A 15,253-nucleotide genomic window follows, 5' to 3' on the forward strand; every position below is an offset into this window, starting at 1 on the left:
TTGGTCATGGCAGAGAACGTCATTACCGTGAGCCGAACGGATGACCGCTTCGATCCCACCTGTGTCAGTGACTGCTCGCTGCGCGAGGCCATCCATCGCGCCAATCACACGCCCGGGCCCACGCGCATCCTGCTGCGTAGCGGGACCTACACCCTGACTCTGAGCGATCCGATCTGGAACCAGGAAACCGATCCCGATCCCGATGAGAACGAGTGTGTCCGTGGTGATCTGGATATCCGCGGAGAGCTGACGATCGTCGGCGCCGGCCAGGCTGAAACCATCATCCGCAGTACCGGCGAGCCGCTCACCGGTGACAGGCTGATCGAGGTGGTCGAGGGTGCCTCGTTGAGCCTGCGCCGGCTCACGCTGCGCGACGGCCTTTCCGATACCCAGGGCGGTGCCTTGCGCAACCGTGGCCGGGCGCTGGTGCAGCAGGTCAGCTTTATCGGCAACCGCTCCAGTGCCGGTATCGAAGGCGAGGGCGGGGCGATTGCCAACTACGGCACCCTGACCGTCAGCCAGGCGCTATTCGAGGGCAATCTGTCCATTGGCAAACAGGGCTTCTACGGCCTTGGTGGGGCGATCTTCAATCTGGGGAGCGTCCAGGTCCGCGATACCACCTTCCGCGACAACATCGCTGCCGACTACGACGACACCGATCTCGCCCAGGGCGGTGCGCTGTACAACCAGGGCCATGCGGACGTCGCACGGAGCACCTTCGTGGGCAACGCCGCGGGCCTTTCGATTGATAATGGCGGTGGCGCGGCCATCGCCAATCGCAAGGGCGGCGTATTGACCCTGGCCAACAGCACCCTCAGCGGCAACACGGGCACCGACACCAACGGCGTGCTGGCCAACGGCATCAGTGGCTATCCGGAGGATGCCCAGTCCCAGGCCAAGCTGGTCAATGTCACCATCGCCGGCAACGAAGGCCTGGCCCTGAGCAACGTTGGCCACCTGGTGCTACGCAACAGCCTGGTTGCCGGCAATCGTCTCGAGGGCATGCCGGCCAACTGTGCCAACAGCGGCAGTTACCTGGCGCACGGGCTGCTGCTGGGTACCGACCAGGGCAACTGCGCCAGCGACCTGCCCACGGATGATGCGCTGACCTGGAGCACGGTGCTCTACCCGCTGGCCGACAACAGCGGCGCGACCTGGACCCACGCACTGAAGCGCGGCAGTCCGGCCATCGATGTCGGGGTTGGCAACTGTACGTCCGCCGATCAGCGTGCGGTTAGCCGTCCGCACGACGGCGATGGCGACGGTACCGCCGTCTGCGATCTGGGGGCCTACGAGCGTACCCGGCCCTGACCTCGGCCCGGCGCGGGAAGTCGAGAGGGCTCCGGCCAAGGATTCTTGCGCTAACGGTTAACGCTTGTTGGCAGGGATGCAGCAGTCGCGGTCGTCCAACGCCTCCAGCAGCCGGCAATGCTCGGCATGTCCGCTCTGGCAGCCGGACAGCTTGTTCAGCTCGGTCTGCATGTTCTGTAGGTCGCGGATGCGCGCGGCGATGGTATCGAGGTGTTCGCTGACCATCTGATCGGCGCTGGCGCAGGGGCTCTCCGGGTGGGCGGCGAGGTCCAGCAGGCTGCGGATTTCTTCCAGACTGAAGCCCAGTTCGCGGCCGCGGCGGATGAAGCGCAGCCTGCGCACATCCATATCCTGGTAATGGCGATAGCCCGAGGCGCTGCGTTGCGGTGCCGGCAGCAGGCCGCTGCGCTCGTAGAAACGGATGGTTTCCAGGTTGACGCCGCTGTCGCGGGCGAGCACGCCGATGGTGATGGGTTTGCTCATGTTGACTCCGTAGTTACTACAGGGTTTAGCCTAGTCTGCACTGAAATCTGTCCACGATCTTCTGGCTGTCGGCCATACGGCGTTAAAAACAGCCTCGGAATGCTCATTTACCGTTCGTAAACTGCGCTTCCTCGGCCGTCTTTGCCTTGTCTGGCTCTAATCAGAAGCTCGTGAACAGACTTCGATATGGAGATGCCAAATGGGTGCTCACTGCTGCAATCACCAATCGCCTGAGGCCGCGCTGCGCTCCAAGCGCTACCGGCGCATCCTGTGGATCGCCCTGGCGGTCAACCTGCTGATGTTCGCCGTGGAGATAGGCGCGGGCCTCAGGGCTGGCTCGGTATCGCTGCTGGCCGACTCGCTGGACTTTCTCGGGGATTCCGCCAACTACGCCATCAGCCTCTGGGTACTGGGCATGGCCCTGAGCTGGCGGGCCCGCGCGGCGCAGTTCAAGGCGGCGAGCATGTTGCTGTTCGGCCTTGGCGTGCTGGGTGCGGCGTTGTGGCACTGGTGGCAGGGCGCGGTGCCGAGTGCGCCGACCATGGGCGTGGTGGGCGGACTGGCGCTGCTGGCCAACGTCGGCGTGGCGGTGTTGCTGTACGCCTACCGCGAGGGCGACAGCAACATGCGCAGCGTCTGGCTGTGCACCCGCAACGATGCTCTGGGCAACCTGGCCGTGTTGGCGGCGGCGCTGGGCGTATTCGGTACTGACAGCGCCTGGCCGGACCTGATCGTCGCCAGCATCATGGCCACTTTGGCGATTACCGCCGCCGTGCAGGTGCTGCGTCAGGCCGAGGGTGAGCTGAAGGATGGCCACGGTCATGCGCACTGAACTGGAGTTAGCGCTGCGCCAGGCCTTTGATGAGGCCGAGATGGCGCTGCAGCGGGGCGAGCCGAACGTCGCCCTGGTCTGGCTGGAGCGGGCGCATATCCTTGGCCAGCGTCTGTCGTTGCCGCATGCCCGTGCGCACTGGCTGATGCTGCGTGCCGGCTGGCGGCTGTGCGATTGGCGCGAGGTGGTGGGGCAACTGCCGCGCATCGTTGCCGCGCTGCTGTTCTCGCGGGTATGGGTGCCGCTGGGCAACAGCGGGCGGGCGCGGGTCAGTGCGTTCAGGCCGATGCCGGTCAGTGAGGAGCTCAAGCGGCTGTTGGGGTGAGGGTCAACCTAAGCCTGCGGCCCTATTGGGTAGGGTGTACTCGCCGTAGGCAGTACACCATTGGGGCCCCATTGGTGGGCTGCCCGCTTCGCGGGCGAGGCCACCCTACGCAGGTCCGTACAGGTCAGCTGCTGTAGGGGATAAGGCTCTGCTTATCCACCTGTGGCGGGTTTCAGGCCAGACCCATGCCCCACTTGATGGCGTAGGCGAGGATGCCCACGGCCAGCACGCCGCCCAGCCAGAGGGCGGCGAACCAGGCCAGGCGCTGGGCCAGGGATGGTTTGCTCTCGTTCATCTAGTGGTACCCCTCGCCGACCACCACCTTGCCGCGGAATACCCAGTAGCTGTACGCGGTGTAGATCAGGATGATCGGCACCATCATGACCACGCCGACCAGGGCGAAGGCCTGGCTGCTGGCGGGCGCCGAGGCCTCCCAGATGCTCACCGACGGCGGGATGATGTTCGGCCACAGGCTGATGGCCAGGCCGGCGTAGGCCAGGGCGATCAGCGCCAGGGTGAGCACGAACGGCTGCCAGTCGATCTTCAGGTGCACGGCGCGGACGATGCCGAGAACGGTCACCGCCACCAGGGTCGGCACCGGCATGAAGTAGAACAGGTTGGGCAGGGTGAACCAGCGCTGGGCGATGCTCTCGTGGGCCAGCGGCGTCCAGATGCTCACGGCGGCGATGAACAGCAGCTGCAGACAGGTCAGCGGCAGCATCAGCTTGTACATCTTGTGGCGCAGCTTGCCCTCGGTCTTCATCAGCAGCCAGGCGCAGCCGAGCATGGCGTAGCCGACCACCAGGCCGGCGCCGCAGAACAGCGGGAAGGGCGCCAGCCAGTCGAACGGGCCGCCGGCGAAGGCGCGGTTCTCCACCTTGATGCCCTCGATAAAGGCACCCAGCACCACGCCCTGGGCGAAGGTGGCGACGATGGAGCCCCAGATGAAGGCTGCGTCCCACACATGGCGGGTGCGCTTGGCCTTGAAGCGGAACTCGAAGGCCACGCCACGGAAGATCAGCGCGATCAGCATGATCACTAGCGGCAAATACAGCGCCGTGAGCACCACCGAGTAGGCCAGCGGGAAGGCGGCGAACAGCCCGGCGCCACCCAGCACCAGCCAGGTCTCGTTGCCGTCCCAGATCGGCGCCACGGTGTTCATCATGGCGTCGCGCTCGTCCTTGTCGCGGAAGAACGGGTAGAGGATGCCGATCCCCAGGTCGAAACCGTCCATCACCACGTACATGAAGATGCCGAAGGCGATCACCCCGGCCCAGATCAGCGGCAGGTCGATGCTCATGGGCGTTTCTCCTCGTTGCTCAGGTTGTCGACGCCTTCGTCATCCACGCTCTCCGCCGAGGCGGACAGCGGGCGTGCCGGCGTGCGGCTGTGGCCGGGGCCACCGTGCTCGGCGATCTGCGCGCTGATCAGGCCCAGCACCGGGCCCTTGCGCATCATGCGCAGTAGGTAGGTGATGCCGACGCCGAACACGGCGAAATACACCACCACGAACAGCACCAGCGACACGCCCATCTGCGTGGCGCTGTGGTTGGAGGCGGCATCTGAGGTGCGCAGCAGGCCGTAGATCACCCAGGGCTGGCGGCCCACTTCGGTGGTCACCCAGCCGGCCAGCAGGGCGATGATCCCGCTCGGGCCCATCAGCAACATCAGGCGCTGGAAGCCCTTGGCCTCGTAGACCTTGTCGCCGCGGCGCAGCCACAGGCCGAGCACGCCGCAGAGGATCATCAGCAGGCCCAGACCGACCATCACGCGGAAGCTCCAGAACACGATCAGCGCATTCGGCCGATCCTCCGGCGCCCATTCCTTGAGGCCCTTGATCTCGCCGTCCAGCTCGTGGGTGAGGATCAGGCTGGCCAGGCGCGGGATGCCTATGGCGTACTTGGTGGTTTCCGCTTGCATGTCGGGGATGCCGAACAGCAGCAGCGGCACGCCTTTTTCGGTTTCCCAGTGGCCTTCCATCGCCGCCACCTTGGCCGGCTGGTACTTGAGGGTGTTGAGGCCGTGGAAGTCGCCGATCAGCGCCTGGATCGGCGCGACGATCAGCGCCATCCACAGGGCCATGGAGAACATCATGCGGGTGGCCGGGTCGCGCTTGCCCTTGAGCAGGTGCCAGGCCGCGGTGCCACCGACCACGAAGGCGGTGCTGAGGAAGGCCGCCACCGCCATGTGCGCCAGGCGATAGGGGAAGGACGGGTTGAACACGATGTCCCACCAAGAATCCGGGGTGAACACGCCGTCGACCAGGGTGAAGCCCTGCGGCGTGTGCATCCAGCTGTTCGAGGAGAGGATCCAGAAGGTCGAGATCAGCGTGCCGATGGCCACCATCAGGGTGGCGAAGAAGTGCAGGCCGCGGCCGACCTTGTTCAGGCCGAACAGCATGATCCCCAGGAAGCCCGCTTCGAGGAAGAACGCGGTGAGCACCTCGTAGGTCAGCAGCGGCCCCATGATGCTGCCGGCCGCCGTGGACAGCTGGCTCCAGTTGGTGCCGAACTGGTAGCTCATCACCACCCCGGAGACCACGCCCATGCCGAAGGTCACGGCGAAGATCTGCAGCCAGAAGCGGTAGAGGTCGTAGTAGACCTCCTTGTTGGTCTTCAGCCATAGGCCCTCGAGCACGGCCAGGTAGCTGGCCAGACCGATGGAGATGGCGGGGAAGATGATGTGGAAGGAGACGGTGAAGGCGAACTGGATTCGCGCCAGTTCCAGTGCATCGAGGCCGAACATGAATGGCCACTCCGGAGATTGATCTGGATCAATCATCCGCCGTCTGCCGCTGCGGTCGTAGCCGGCGGATTGTCGCATTGGGCAATTTGTCGCAGTGACTCGGCGGCGGGTATCCGCAGGAGGGCAGCGCTACGGCGAGCGGGTGAGCCTGCGTTGCCCGCTGCCCCTCACCCCAGCCCTCTCCCGGAGGGAGAGGGGGCGTGCGTGCATATGCCCATAGGTAAATGGAGCATCCCCTCTCCCCCTGGGAGAGGGGCCGGGGGTGAGGGTGCCGAGCCTACTTGGTGGCCTTGAGCACCACGAACTTGGGATTCGCCGCGACCTGCTCCACGCCGCGGAATAGGCGCTTGAGCTTGGCGTGATAGCCCAGGTGGCGGTTGCCGACTATCCACAGCTCGCCGCCGGTGACCAGCGCCGCGCGGGCCTGCTGGAACATGCGCCAGGCGAGGAAGTCGCCGACCACCTGCTGCTGGTGGAAGGGCGGGTTGCACAGCACCAGGTCCAGCGAGTCGGCGGGCTGGTCGGCCAGGCCATCGGCGGCGCTGAAAGTGGCCGGGCGCTCACCCAGCGCCGCCCGCCAGTTCTCCTCGGCCGATTGCACGGCCATGTAGGACTCGTCCACCAGGGTCAGTTCGGCCGCGGGGTTGGCCAGGGCGTAGGCGATGGCCAGCACGCCGTTGCCGCAGCCGAGGTCGGCCACGCGCTGCGCCACCAGGCGCTTCGGCAGGTGTGGCAGGAAGGCGCGGGTGCCGATATCCAGGCCCTCGCGGCAGAACACGTTGGCGTGGTTGACCAGCTCCAGGGCCGGCTTGTCCAGCCGGTAGCGGGTCGGGTAGGGCGAGCGGGGGGCAGGTTTGCTTTCCGGCGTGGCAGTCAGCAGGCGCGCCTTCTTCACCGCCAGCGAGGCCTGCAGCGGGCCGATGTACTGCTCCAGCAGCTCCCCCGCGGTGCGCGGCAGGTGCTTGATCATGGCGCCGGCGATCACCCTGGCGCCGGGTGCCAGCTGGCCGTGCAGGCGGATCAGCTGTTCCTCCAGCAGGGCCAGGGTCTTGGGCACATGCAGCAGAACCAGGTCGAACGGGCCCTGCACGGTCTCGCTGGCCGGCACGAAGCGCACGCTGTCGGCGGGCAGGCCATTGCGCGCCAGGTTCTTCTGCAGGGCCAGATGCCCCAGGTGCGAATCACCACTGCTGGTCACCCGGCAGTGCGTCGCCAGCGAGCAGGCCAGGGCGCCGAAGCCGTCGTTGAGCAGCAGCACGCGGCTGTCCGCCGCCAGGCCCAGTTCGTGGACATGGCCGAGCAGGTACTCGTCGGCGGCGTCGAAGGCTTGCAGCGGCTCGTTGGCCATCTCCGGCTGGCGGATCAGGTCGAGCTGGGCGAAGGGCGTGGCGAGAGTCGGCATGGCGGCGGGATCGATAGGCGGGGCAGGCGGCATTGTCCTAGATGCATAGGGAAATGTCTCGAAGTGAGAAACAGGCGGCTTGTGACCACGAGGTGCAATCCGGAGAATATGCAGTCACTTGCCGCCGCCGAAGTTCCGCAATGGGTGGCATGTCCAACAACAAATCGGATGGCCGCGCGACCTGAGCGCAGGCACCGTCCGAACCCCCGGCCCCAGTGGCCGCACAAACCCAAACCATCATTCGCCCCGCAAGTCTTGCGGGGTGCCGCTATTGCATTGCCGCAAGGAAGTTCATGAAATACCTGTTCGCTGCCTGTCTGTCGCTTTCCCTGCTGTTCTCCGCGCCGCTGCGCGCCGAGGCCCAGCCGATCCTGATCAAGTTCTCCCACGTGGTCGCCAACGACACGCCCAAGGGCCGTGGCGCCCTGCTGTTCCAGCGCCTGGTGGCGGAGCGCCTGGGCGGTGCGGTGAAGGTCGAGGTCTACCCCGACTCCACGCTGTTCGGCGATGCCGACGAGATGGCCGCCCTGCAGCGTGGCGAGGTGCAGATGCTGGCGCCCTCGGTGTCCAAGTTCGAGGCCTATACCAAGCAGCTGCAGGTGTTCGACCTGCCGTTTCTGTTCGATGACCTGGAGGCGGTCAAACGCTTCCAGCGCCGCGAGAAGAGCCGCGAGCTGCTGCGCTCCATGGCCGGGCAGAACATCTATGGCCTGGCCTTCTGGAACAACGGTATGAAGCAGCTCTCCGCCACCCGCGAGCTGCGCGCGCCGGCCGATGCCAAGGGCCTGGCCTTCCGCATCCAGTCGTCCAGCGTGCTGGAGGCCCAGTTCGCCGCCCTCGGCGCCCAGGCCAAGCGCATTCCCTTCGGTGAGTCGCTCAAGGCGCTGCAGGCCGGCACCGTGCAGGGCACCGAGAACGCCTGGTCGAACATGGCCGCCATGGGCTTCGACAGTGCCCAGCCGTTCATCACCGAGACCAACCACGGCTCGCTCAACTACATGCTGATCAGCAGCTCGTCGTTCTGGCAGAGCATTCCCTACGCCACCCGCAGCGAGCTGGAGGCGATAGTCGAGGAGGTCACCACCCAGGTGAACAAGGACGCCGAGCAGCTCAATCGCCAGGGCCGCGAGCAGCTGGTGGGCGCCGGTCGCGCCCGTGTCATCGCCCTCAGCAAGGACGAGCGCGCCGCCTGGCGGACCGCCATGCAGCCGCTGTGGAAACAGTACGAGGCGGAGATCGGCGCCGACATGCTGCGCGCCGCGCAGACCGTCAACCGCCGCTAATCCCTGCTAACTGATGGTGTTTGTCCGGCGCTCTTTGCGCGAGACTGCGCGTACGTGAAGAAGGGGCCGCCATGACCGCCAGCGAAGAGAAGTTCACCCGCCAGACCCTCACCGACGTGCGGGTCTGGTCGCCCAGCCTGTTCAGCCTGACCTGCACCCGCGACGCCGGTTTTCGCTTTCGCGCCGGGCAGTTCGTCCGTCTGGGCGTGCGCAAGGCCGACGGCTCGGTGGTGTGGCGGGCCTATTCGGTGGTCTCGGCGCCGCATGACGAGTACCTGGAGTTCTTCTCCATCGTGGTGCCCGGCGGCGAGTTCACCTCCGAGCTGAGCCGCCTCAAGGCCGGCGACGAGTTGCTGGTGGAGAAGCAGGCCACCGGCTATCTCACCCTCGACCGCTTTCCCGATGGCCGCGACCTCTGGCTGATCGGCACCGGCACCGGGCTGGCGCCCTTCCTGTCGATCCTGCAGGACCTGGAGGCCTGGCAGCGCTTCGAGCGCATCGTCCTGGTGTACAGCGCCCGCGACCGTGGCGAGCTGGCCTATCAGGAGCTGATCACCGAGCTGCCGCAACGCGAATGGCTGGAGGGGGCCGGACACAAGCTGACCTACGTGCCGGTGGTGACCCGCGAGCGGGTGCCCGGTGCGCTCGATGCGCGGGTCACCACGCTGATCGAGAACGGCGAGCTGGAGCGTGCCGCCGGCCTTGAGCTTGCGCCCGAGCATTCGCGCATCATGCTCTGCGGCAATCCGCAGATGATCGAGGACACCCGCGCCGTGCTCAAGGCGCGCCAGCTCAACCTGGCGCTCACCCGTCGCCCCGGTCAGGTGGCGGTGGAGAACTACTGGTAGAGCGGTTCGCGCCGCACCATTAAGAATTGGTAACTTTTTCCCGCTTAGGAATGGGCGGTCGTGCCGTTAGGATGGCCGTCCCTTTTTTCACCTGCGGAACCCATGGACAGCGACTGTTGCCAGCCACCCCCGAGTGGCCACCCCTCCCTCGACGCCTGCGCGCGTCTGCTGCTGAATTCACCTGAACGATACGCCCTGCGCCACGTCTACCGTGCCTGCGCTGCGTCGACGCCTGCCCGGAGGAAAGCATGATCTTCGAATGGATGGCCGACCCCACCGCGTGGCTCGGCCTGCTGACGCTGATCGTCCTGGAGATCGTCCTCGGCATCGACAACCTGGTATTCATCGCGATCCTCGCCGACAAGCTGCCGCCACACCTGCGCGACCGTGCGCGGCTGATCGGCCTGAGCCTGGCGCTGATCATGCGCCTGGGCCTGCTGGCCAGCATTTCCTGGCTGGTGACCCTGACCGAGCCGCTGATCGAGGTGTTCGGCAAGAGCTTCTCCGGGCGTGACCTGATCATGCTGTTCGGTGGTGTGTTCCTGCTGTTCAAGGCCACCATGGAGCTGCATGAGCGCCTCGAGGGGCGTACCCATCAGCCGGGCGGCAGCCGCACCTATGCGCTGTTCTGGCCGGTGGTGGCGCAGATCGTGGTGCTCGATGCGGTGTTCTCCCTGGACGCGGTAATCACCGCCGTGGGCATGGTCGAACACCTGGAAGTGATGATGATCGCCGTGATCGTCTCCATCGGCCTGATGATCGTCGCCAGCAAGCCGCTGACCGCCTTCGTTAACGCCCACCCGACGGTGATCATGCTGTGCCTGGGCTTCCTGATGATGATCGGCTTCAGCCTCACCGCCGAGGGCCTGGGCTTCCATATTCCCAAGGGCTACCTGTACGCGGCCATCGGCTTCTCCATCCTCATCGAGGCGGCCAACCAGCTGGTGCGGCACAAGCGCAAGCGCCAGCTGCAGGACGGCCGCGGCCTGCGCGAACGTACCGCCCATGCGGTGTTGCGTCTGCTGGGCGGCAAGGTCGAGGCCGACGAGGTGGGCGAGGAGATCGCCGACATGCTGGAGGGCGGCGCCGGTGACCTGGTGCCGTTCGACCGCCGCGAGCGGGTGATGATCCGCGGCGTGCTGGGCCTGGCCGAGCAGCCGATCACCGAGGTGATGACCGGGCGCATGGCGGTTGACCATATCGACCTGGGCCATACCCCAGAGCAGATTCGCCAGGCCCTGCTGGAATCGCCGCACTCGCGCCTGCTAGTGATTCGTGACGGCCAGGTGGACGAGCCGCTGGGCTTCGTACACAAGAAGGAGATGCTCAAGGAGCTGCTTGAGCAGCGTGAGCCGGACATCGAGGGCCTGCTGCGCCAGCCGCTCAACCTGCCGGACAGCTGTGCGGTACTTGGCGCCCTGGAGCAGATGCGCCAGGCCTCGACCCACGTGGCCTTCGTGGTCAACGAGTTCGGCGGCTTCGTCGGCCTGCTGACCCTGACCGACATCCTCGAGGCCATTGCCGGCGAACTGCCGGATGCCAGCGAGGTGGATGGTCCGGACATCGAGCCGGCCGGGGCCGGCTTCCGCGTCAGCGGCGCGCTCAACCTGGCCCTGTTGCGCTCGCGTATCGGCCTGCAGGCCCAGGCTACCGAGGACTACCAGACCCTCGCCGGCCTGGTGATGAGCCTGCTCGACCGCCTGCCGGTGGTGGGCGACGAGGTGCGCTTCGCCGGCTGGTGCATGCGCGTGGACGAGGTGCACGAGCGGCGGGTCAGTCGCCTGCTGCTCACCCCCGAGCCGCAGTGAAAATGAAAACGGCGCCCTCGGGCGCCGTTTTTCTTTGCCTGGGTGCTTACTGCTTCTGCTGGTTCTTCAGCAGATCACGGATCTCCGTCAGCAGCACTTCCTCCGGCGTCGGTGCCGGCGGCACGGTCGGCGCTGCGGCTTCCTCGCGCTTGAGCTTGTTGATCACCTTGACCCCCATGAAGATGGCGAAGGCGACGATGACGAAGTCGAGCACGGTCTGGATGAACTTGCCGTAGCTCAGCACCACGGCCGGGATGTCGCCCTCGGCGGCCTTGAGGGTGATGGCCAGGTCGGAGAAGTCGACCCCGCCGATCAGCAGGCCGATCGGCGGCATGACCACGTCACCGACGAAGGAGCTGACGATCTTGCCGAAGGCCGCGCCGATGATGATACCGACGGCCATGTCGACCACATTGCCCTTGACCGCGAAGGCCTTGAATTCGCTGAGGATACTCATGTTTCACTCCCTGGGTTTCTGGTTATGACGGCAAGTGTACCCTAGGCCGGGTAGTGCACCTCGGGCAGCGACTCGAAGCCCGGCCTGGCGAGCAGATAGCCCTGAAACAGGCCAACGCCCATCTGCCGCAGGCATTCGAGTTCGCCCCGGGTCTCGATACCCTCGGCGATCACCTCGATGCCGAGCCGGCGGCACATGTCGAGCACGCTTTCGACCAGGACCTGGCGCACCCGATCCCCATCGATGCCGCGGATCAGGTCCATGTCGAGCTTGATCAGATCGGGCTGGAAATCTGCCAGCAGGTTGAGCCCGGCGTATCCGGCGCCGAAGTCGTCGATGGCGGTCATGAAACCCTGGGCCCGGTAGGCACGCAGGATCTCGGTCAGGTGCGGAATGTCCAGCACCTGCTCCTGCTCGGTGACCTCGAAGATGATCCGCTCCAGCGGGAACCGGCAGCGCCTCGCCGCCTCCAGCGTGGCGCGGATGCAGGTCTCCGCGCGGTAGACCGCGTTGGGCATGAAGTTGATCGACAGCCTGGCCGGCAGTTGCAGGCGGGCGGCCCACTCCACGGCCTGGATGCGGCAGCTCTGGTCGAAGGCGTAACGGTTGTCGGCGTCGACTCGTGCCAGCAGGCTGCCGGCCGATTCCCCGGCGCTGCCCCTGACCAGCGCCTCGTGAGCGAAGACCAGGCCCTGGCGCAGGTCGACTATGGGTTGAAAGGCCATGCTGATGGGGAATTCCAGTCCCTTGCCTTCGCGGCAAGCGGAGCAGCCTGGATTCGAGGTCATGGTCGAGCGTACTCCTGATCGACGAAATGGCTGAGGCCGGCTGCGCTGGCCGGCTCGTTTTCCGAATGGCGTCAGGCGCCGTTGGCCTTGCGCAGGCGTTCGGCGATCTGGTCCTTGAGCTGTACCCGTTCGTTCTTCAGGGCGTGCAGGGCCAGGTCGTCCATGGCCTGGCGGCCGTCTTCCACTTCGTAGATGCGTTTGTCGAGGGTCTCGTAGTGCTGCGCCAGCTGGGCGAAGTGCGCATCCTTGGCGTGCAGGGCCTGCAGCTGCTGGCGGTATTCGGGGAATTCGCGGGCCAGTGGGTGGTGTTCGAGCGGCATAGGGGGCACTCCCAGTGGTGAGGTGTCTGTTCAGACTAGCTCAGCGGTCGGCGCCGGCGTCGCTCAGGCGGCAGACGGTCGCCGCGGCTTGATCCGGGTCAATGGCCAGGCAGGGTGGCCCGGCTAGGCTGGGTCATCTGTTTCAGGAGCCGAGCCCATGCATGTCGAACATCACCCCTTGACCCAGGACTTCCCCGAGCTGCGCGCCGAGCTGCAGCGCCTGCGTCGCGACGATCAGCGCTTCGCCCAGCAGGCCGAGGAATACGAGGTGCTGGACAAGCGCATCTGCCGCGTCGAGGAGGGCATCGAGCTGCTCGACGACGCCTCCCTCGCTCGCCTCAAGCAGGCCCGCGTGGCGCTCAAGGACGATCTGGCGCGCCAGCTCAAGCGCGCCGCCGGGCAATGCTGCGGCTGCGGCAACGCCTGTGGCGGCTAGAGCGACTCAGTGCAGCGGTGGGTTGACCAGGTAGCTGATCAGTTCTGGATCGTCCTCCGGCCAGACCTGCCGTGACCCCAGCGGCAGCTCGGCGAGGATCTTGCGCCAGAAGGCAGCGGCCAGTTCGTCCTGGCCATAGAAACGCACCAGCCAGGTACCGCCCCGGCTCAGCACCTGCTGCGCCAGGGCACGACCGATACCCAGGCGGCGGTACTTCTTGAGGATGAACAGATCGGCCAGCTCCAGGGCGTCGATGCCCACCAGCTCGCTGCGCTCGATCAGCAGGAAGCCGGCGATGAAGCCGTCCGCCAGAATCAGGCTGGCGCTCCAGTCCGTTTCCTGCCAGTAGCGTTGCAGGTGCGGCTCGTGGATATAGAAGCGTCCGTCGACCTCCACCTCTTCCTCCTCCCAGTCCGACGACTCGTAGGCGTAGTACTGGTAGAGATTGGCGATCAGCGGCAGCTGGTCGAGGCTGGCGGGGACTAGTTCTATCTGCATCGCCTGGCGACTCGTGATGGGTGGAGCGTTATTATCGCCGTTTTTCTGCGGGCGGAGATTTCCATGGCCAAGGCCAAGCGCATGTATGGCTGCACCGAGTGCGGCGCCACCTTTCCCAAGTGGGCCGGGCAGTGCGGCGAGTGCGGCGCCTGGAACACTCTGACCGAGACCATGATCGAGAGCGGCGGCGCCGCGGCGCCATCCGGACGTGGCGGCTGGGCCGGGCAGCAGGCGCAGATCAAGACCCTGGCCGAGGTCAGCGTCGAGGAAGTGCCGCGCTTCTCCACCGTATCCGGCGAGCTGGACCGGGTGCTCGGCGGTGGCCTGGTGGATGGCTCGGTGGTGCTGATCGGCGGCGACCCCGGCATCGGCAAGTCGACCATCCTGCTGCAGACCCTGTGCAATATTGCCCAGCGCCTGCCGGCGCTGTACGTCACCGGTGAGGAGTCCCAGCAGCAGGTGGCCATGCGCGCGCGGCGTCTGGAACTCCCGCAGGACAGGCTCAAGGTGATGACCGAGACCTGCATCGAATCGATCATCGACGTGGCGCGCCGCGAGCAGCCCAAGGTAATGGTGATCGACTCGATCCAGACCATTTTCACCGAGCAGCTGCAGTCCGCCCCCGGCGGCGTGGCCCAGGTGCGCGAGAGCGCGGCGCTGCTGGTGCGCTATGCCAAGCAGAGCGGCACGGCGATCTTCCTGGTCGGCCACGTGACCAAGGAAGGCGCCCTGGCCGGCCCGCGCGTGCTCGAGCATATGGTTGATACCGTTTTGTACTTTGAAGGCGAATCGGATGGTCGCCTGCGCCTGCTACGCGCGGTGAAGAACCGCTTCGGCGCGGTCAACGAACTGGGCGTGTTCGGCATGACCGACAAGGGCCTCAAGGAAGTCACCAACCCCTCGGCGATCTTCCTCACCCGCGCCCAGGAGGCGGTGCCCGGCAGCGTGGTGATGGCCACCTGGGAAGGCACCCGGCCGATGCTGGTGGAGGTACAGGCGCTGGTCGACACCAGCCATATGGCCAATCCCAAGCGCGTGACCCTGGGCCTGGACCAGAATCGCCTGGCCATGCTGCTGGCCGTGCTGCACCGCCACGGCGGCATCCCGACCTACGACCAGGACGTGTTCCTCAACGTGGTCGGCGGGGTGAAGGTGCTGGAGACCGCCTCCGACCTGGCGCTGATGGCCGCGGTGATCTCCAGCCTGCGCAACAAGCCCTTGCCGCACGACCTGCTGGTGTTCGGCGAGATCGGCCTGTCCGGCGAGATCCGCCCGGTGCCGAGCGGCCAGGAGCGCCTGAAGGAAGCGGCCAAGCACGGCTTCAAGCGCGCCATCGTGCCCAAGGGCAATGCGCCCAAGGAGGCCCCGGCGGGCCTGCAGGTGATCGCGGTGACGCGCCTGGAGCAGGCGCTGGACGCGCTGTTCGAGTGATGCCCTGCGGCGCCCTGTCGCTGGTGCCGGCAGGGCGCGCTTGGCGCAGATCAATCTTTGCGTCACACAGGAGGAGGAACATGGGGCCATGTTCATAACGGAGATGGCCCATGTTCCTGTTCTTCGATCTGTTTGCCAGAACCCTCAACTACGAGCCGGGAAGGCCCAGGGATAGCGTCGAGGAGCGCCGCGAGGCGAGCATCGGTGTGCGGCGGGTGCAGGCGCGGCGCCAGAAGCTCGGCACGTTGCGCCGGGGCGGATAAAACGAAGGGCGCCCATGGTCGCC

At 66.2% G+C, this 15,253-nt stretch carries 18 protein-coding genes; 9 read left to right on the forward strand and 9 right to left on the reverse strand.

Annotated features, from left to right (window positions below; all coding sequences use genetic code 11):
- The first annotated feature begins 27 nt into the window (after positions 1-27).
- Entirely contained in the window at positions 28-1,311 is a 1,284-nt protein-coding gene (locus FFS62_RS00385; RefSeq protein ID WP_137970850.1) for a choice-of-anchor Q domain-containing protein, read from the forward strand.
- A gap of 57 nt (positions 1,312-1,368) precedes the next feature.
- Here the strand turns inward: FFS62_RS00385 and FFS62_RS00390 are convergent, their stop codons facing one another.
- A complete protein-coding gene (locus FFS62_RS00390; protein WP_137970851.1) occupies positions 1,369-1,794 on the reverse strand; it encodes a MerR family DNA-binding protein in 426 nt (141 codons plus the stop codon).
- Positions 1,795-1,993: 199 nt separating this feature from the next.
- Between FFS62_RS00390 and FFS62_RS00395 the strand changes: the two genes are divergently transcribed.
- Together FFS62_RS00395 and FFS62_RS00400 are read left to right on the forward strand one after the other, a co-directional pair.
- On the forward strand, positions 1,994-2,626 hold the full coding sequence (locus FFS62_RS00395) for a cation transporter (RefSeq protein ID WP_137970852.1): 633 nt from the start codon (positions 1,994-1,996) through the stop codon (positions 2,624-2,626).
- Positions 2,616-2,951 carry a DUF3703 domain-containing protein gene (locus tag FFS62_RS00400; protein WP_137970853.1) on the forward strand — a complete coding sequence of 112 codons (336 nt, stop codon included), beginning with the start codon at positions 2,616-2,618 and terminating at the stop codon, positions 2,949-2,951. Before FFS62_RS00395 ends, FFS62_RS00400 begins: the two co-directional genes overlap by 11 nt.
- Before the next feature lie 172 nt (positions 2,952-3,123).
- Here FFS62_RS00400 and FFS62_RS23245 read toward each other — a convergent pair whose 3' ends face one another.
- From FFS62_RS23245 to FFS62_RS00415, 4 genes are all read right to left on the reverse strand, one after another.
- Entirely contained in the window at positions 3,124-3,246 is a 123-nt protein-coding gene (locus FFS62_RS23245) for a DUF2474 domain-containing protein (RefSeq protein ID WP_218569263.1), read from the reverse strand.
- Entirely contained in the window at positions 3,247-4,251 is a 1,005-nt protein-coding gene (gene cydB, locus FFS62_RS00405) for a cytochrome d ubiquinol oxidase subunit II (RefSeq protein ID WP_137970854.1), read from the reverse strand.
- On the reverse strand, positions 4,248-5,696 hold the full coding sequence (locus tag FFS62_RS00410) for a cytochrome ubiquinol oxidase subunit I (RefSeq protein WP_137970855.1): 1,449 nt from the start codon (positions 5,694-5,696) through the stop codon (positions 4,248-4,250). The genes cydB and FFS62_RS00410 overlap by 4 nt, the downstream gene beginning before the upstream one ends.
- A 277-nt stretch (positions 5,697-5,973) precedes the next feature.
- Positions 5,974-7,098, reverse strand: coding sequence for a class I SAM-dependent methyltransferase (locus tag FFS62_RS00415; protein WP_137970856.1), 1,125 nt, complete (start codon positions 7,096-7,098; stop codon positions 5,974-5,976).
- 293 nt (positions 7,099-7,391) lie between these two features.
- On the opposite strand from FFS62_RS00415, the gene FFS62_RS00420 reads away from it, so the two are divergent.
- The 3 genes from FFS62_RS00420 (at position 7,392) to FFS62_RS00430 (ending at position 11,037) form a co-directional block, all read left to right on the forward strand.
- On the forward strand, positions 7,392-8,381 hold the full coding sequence (locus tag FFS62_RS00420; protein ID WP_137970857.1) for a DctP family TRAP transporter solute-binding subunit: 990 nt from the start codon (positions 7,392-7,394) through the stop codon (positions 8,379-8,381).
- 71 nt (positions 8,382-8,452) lie between these two features.
- Positions 8,453-9,229, forward strand: coding sequence for a ferredoxin--NADP reductase (locus FFS62_RS00425; protein ID WP_137970858.1), 777 nt, complete (start codon positions 8,453-8,455; stop codon positions 9,227-9,229).
- Between the two features lie 248 nt (positions 9,230-9,477).
- On the forward strand, positions 9,478-11,037 hold the full coding sequence (locus tag FFS62_RS00430) for a TerC family protein (protein ID WP_137970859.1): 1,560 nt from the start codon (positions 9,478-9,480) through the stop codon (positions 11,035-11,037).
- A 46-nt stretch (positions 11,038-11,083) separates the two neighbouring features.
- Here FFS62_RS00430 and mscL read toward each other — a convergent pair whose 3' ends face one another.
- From mscL to FFS62_RS00445, 3 genes are all read right to left on the reverse strand, one after another.
- Positions 11,084-11,494 (reverse strand): large-conductance mechanosensitive channel protein MscL, encoded by a 411-nt coding sequence (gene mscL, locus FFS62_RS00435; RefSeq protein ID WP_137970860.1) that lies wholly within the window; start codon positions 11,492-11,494, stop codon positions 11,084-11,086.
- Between the two features lie 41 nt (positions 11,495-11,535).
- Positions 11,536-12,282, reverse strand: coding sequence for an EAL domain-containing protein (locus FFS62_RS00440; RefSeq protein ID WP_137970861.1), 747 nt, complete (start codon positions 12,280-12,282; stop codon positions 11,536-11,538).
- A 71-nt stretch (positions 12,283-12,353) separates the two neighbouring features.
- On the reverse strand, positions 12,354-12,602 hold the full coding sequence (locus FFS62_RS00445; protein ID WP_137970862.1) for a YdcH family protein: 249 nt from the start codon (positions 12,600-12,602) through the stop codon (positions 12,354-12,356).
- Between the two features lie 157 nt (positions 12,603-12,759).
- Here FFS62_RS00445 and FFS62_RS00450 point away from each other — a divergent pair, with 157 nt between their 5' ends.
- Positions 12,760-13,038 carry a YdcH family protein gene (locus tag FFS62_RS00450; RefSeq protein ID WP_137970863.1) on the forward strand — a complete coding sequence of 93 codons (279 nt, stop codon included), beginning with the start codon at positions 12,760-12,762 and terminating at the stop codon, positions 13,036-13,038.
- A 6-nt stretch (positions 13,039-13,044) separates the two neighbouring features.
- On the opposite strand, the gene FFS62_RS00455 is transcribed toward FFS62_RS00450, so the two are convergent.
- Entirely contained in the window at positions 13,045-13,536 is a 492-nt protein-coding gene (locus FFS62_RS00455) for a GNAT family N-acetyltransferase (RefSeq protein ID WP_137970864.1), read from the reverse strand.
- 63 nt (positions 13,537-13,599) lie between these two features.
- Here FFS62_RS00455 and radA point away from each other — a divergent pair, with 63 nt between their 5' ends.
- Positions 13,600-14,967 (forward strand): DNA repair protein RadA, encoded by a 1,368-nt coding sequence (gene radA, locus FFS62_RS00460; protein WP_137970865.1) that lies wholly within the window; start codon positions 13,600-13,602, stop codon positions 14,965-14,967.
- Positions 14,968-15,077: 110 nt separating this feature from the next.
- Complete coding sequence (locus FFS62_RS23120; protein WP_171016242.1) at positions 15,078-15,230, forward strand: hypothetical protein; 153 nt, start codon at positions 15,078-15,080, stop codon at positions 15,228-15,230.
- Positions 15,231-15,253: the final 23 nt, after the last annotated feature.

This window comes from Pseudomonas sp. F(2018) (genome assembly GCF_005508865.1).
In the GTDB taxonomy this organism is placed as follows: domain Bacteria; phylum Pseudomonadota; class Gammaproteobacteria; order Pseudomonadales; family Pseudomonadaceae; genus Aquipseudomonas.

Bases quoted from the DNA above. Each gene is read 5' to 3' on its own strand.
- FFS62_RS00390 (WP_137970851.1), bottom strand. From the start codon at position 1,794: ATGAGCAAACCCATCACCATCGGCGTGCTCGCCCGCGACAGCGGCGTC.
- FFS62_RS00395 (WP_137970852.1), top strand. From the start codon at position 1,994: ATGGGTGCTCACTGCTGCAATCACCAATCGCCTGAGGCCGCGCTGCGC.
- FFS62_RS00400 (WP_137970853.1), top strand. From the start codon at position 2,616: ATGCGCACTGAACTGGAGTTAGCGCTGCGCCAGGCCTTTGATGAGGCC.
- FFS62_RS23245 (WP_218569263.1), bottom strand. From the start codon at position 3,246: ATGAACGAGAGCAAACCATCCCTGGCCCAGCGCCTGGCCTGGTTCGCC.
- cydB (WP_137970854.1), bottom strand. From the start codon at position 4,251: ATGAGCATCGACCTGCCGCTGATCTGGGCCGGGGTGATCGCCTTCGGC.
- FFS62_RS00410 (WP_137970855.1), bottom strand. From the start codon at position 5,696: ATGTTCGGCCTCGATGCACTGGAACTGGCGCGAATCCAGTTCGCCTTC.
- FFS62_RS00415 (WP_137970856.1), bottom strand. From the start codon at position 7,098: ATGCCGACTCTCGCCACGCCCTTCGCCCAGCTCGACCTGATCCGCCAG.
- FFS62_RS00420 (WP_137970857.1), top strand. From the start codon at position 7,392: ATGAAATACCTGTTCGCTGCCTGTCTGTCGCTTTCCCTGCTGTTCTCC.
- FFS62_RS00425 (WP_137970858.1), top strand. From the start codon at position 8,453: ATGACCGCCAGCGAAGAGAAGTTCACCCGCCAGACCCTCACCGACGTG.
- FFS62_RS00430 (WP_137970859.1), top strand. From the start codon at position 9,478: ATGATCTTCGAATGGATGGCCGACCCCACCGCGTGGCTCGGCCTGCTG.
- mscL (WP_137970860.1), bottom strand. From the start codon at position 11,494: ATGAGTATCCTCAGCGAATTCAAGGCCTTCGCGGTCAAGGGCAATGTG.
- FFS62_RS00440 (WP_137970861.1), bottom strand. From the start codon at position 12,282: ATGACCTCGAATCCAGGCTGCTCCGCTTGCCGCGAAGGCAAGGGACTG.
- FFS62_RS00445 (WP_137970862.1), bottom strand. From the start codon at position 12,602: ATGCCGCTCGAACACCACCCACTGGCCCGCGAATTCCCCGAATACCGC.
- FFS62_RS00450 (WP_137970863.1), top strand. From the start codon at position 12,760: ATGCATGTCGAACATCACCCCTTGACCCAGGACTTCCCCGAGCTGCGC.
- FFS62_RS00455 (WP_137970864.1), bottom strand. From the start codon at position 13,536: ATGCAGATAGAACTAGTCCCCGCCAGCCTCGACCAGCTGCCGCTGATC.
- radA (WP_137970865.1), top strand. From the start codon at position 13,600: ATGGCCAAGGCCAAGCGCATGTATGGCTGCACCGAGTGCGGCGCCACC.
- FFS62_RS23120 (WP_171016242.1), top strand. From the start codon at position 15,078: ATGTTCCTGTTCTTCGATCTGTTTGCCAGAACCCTCAACTACGAGCCG.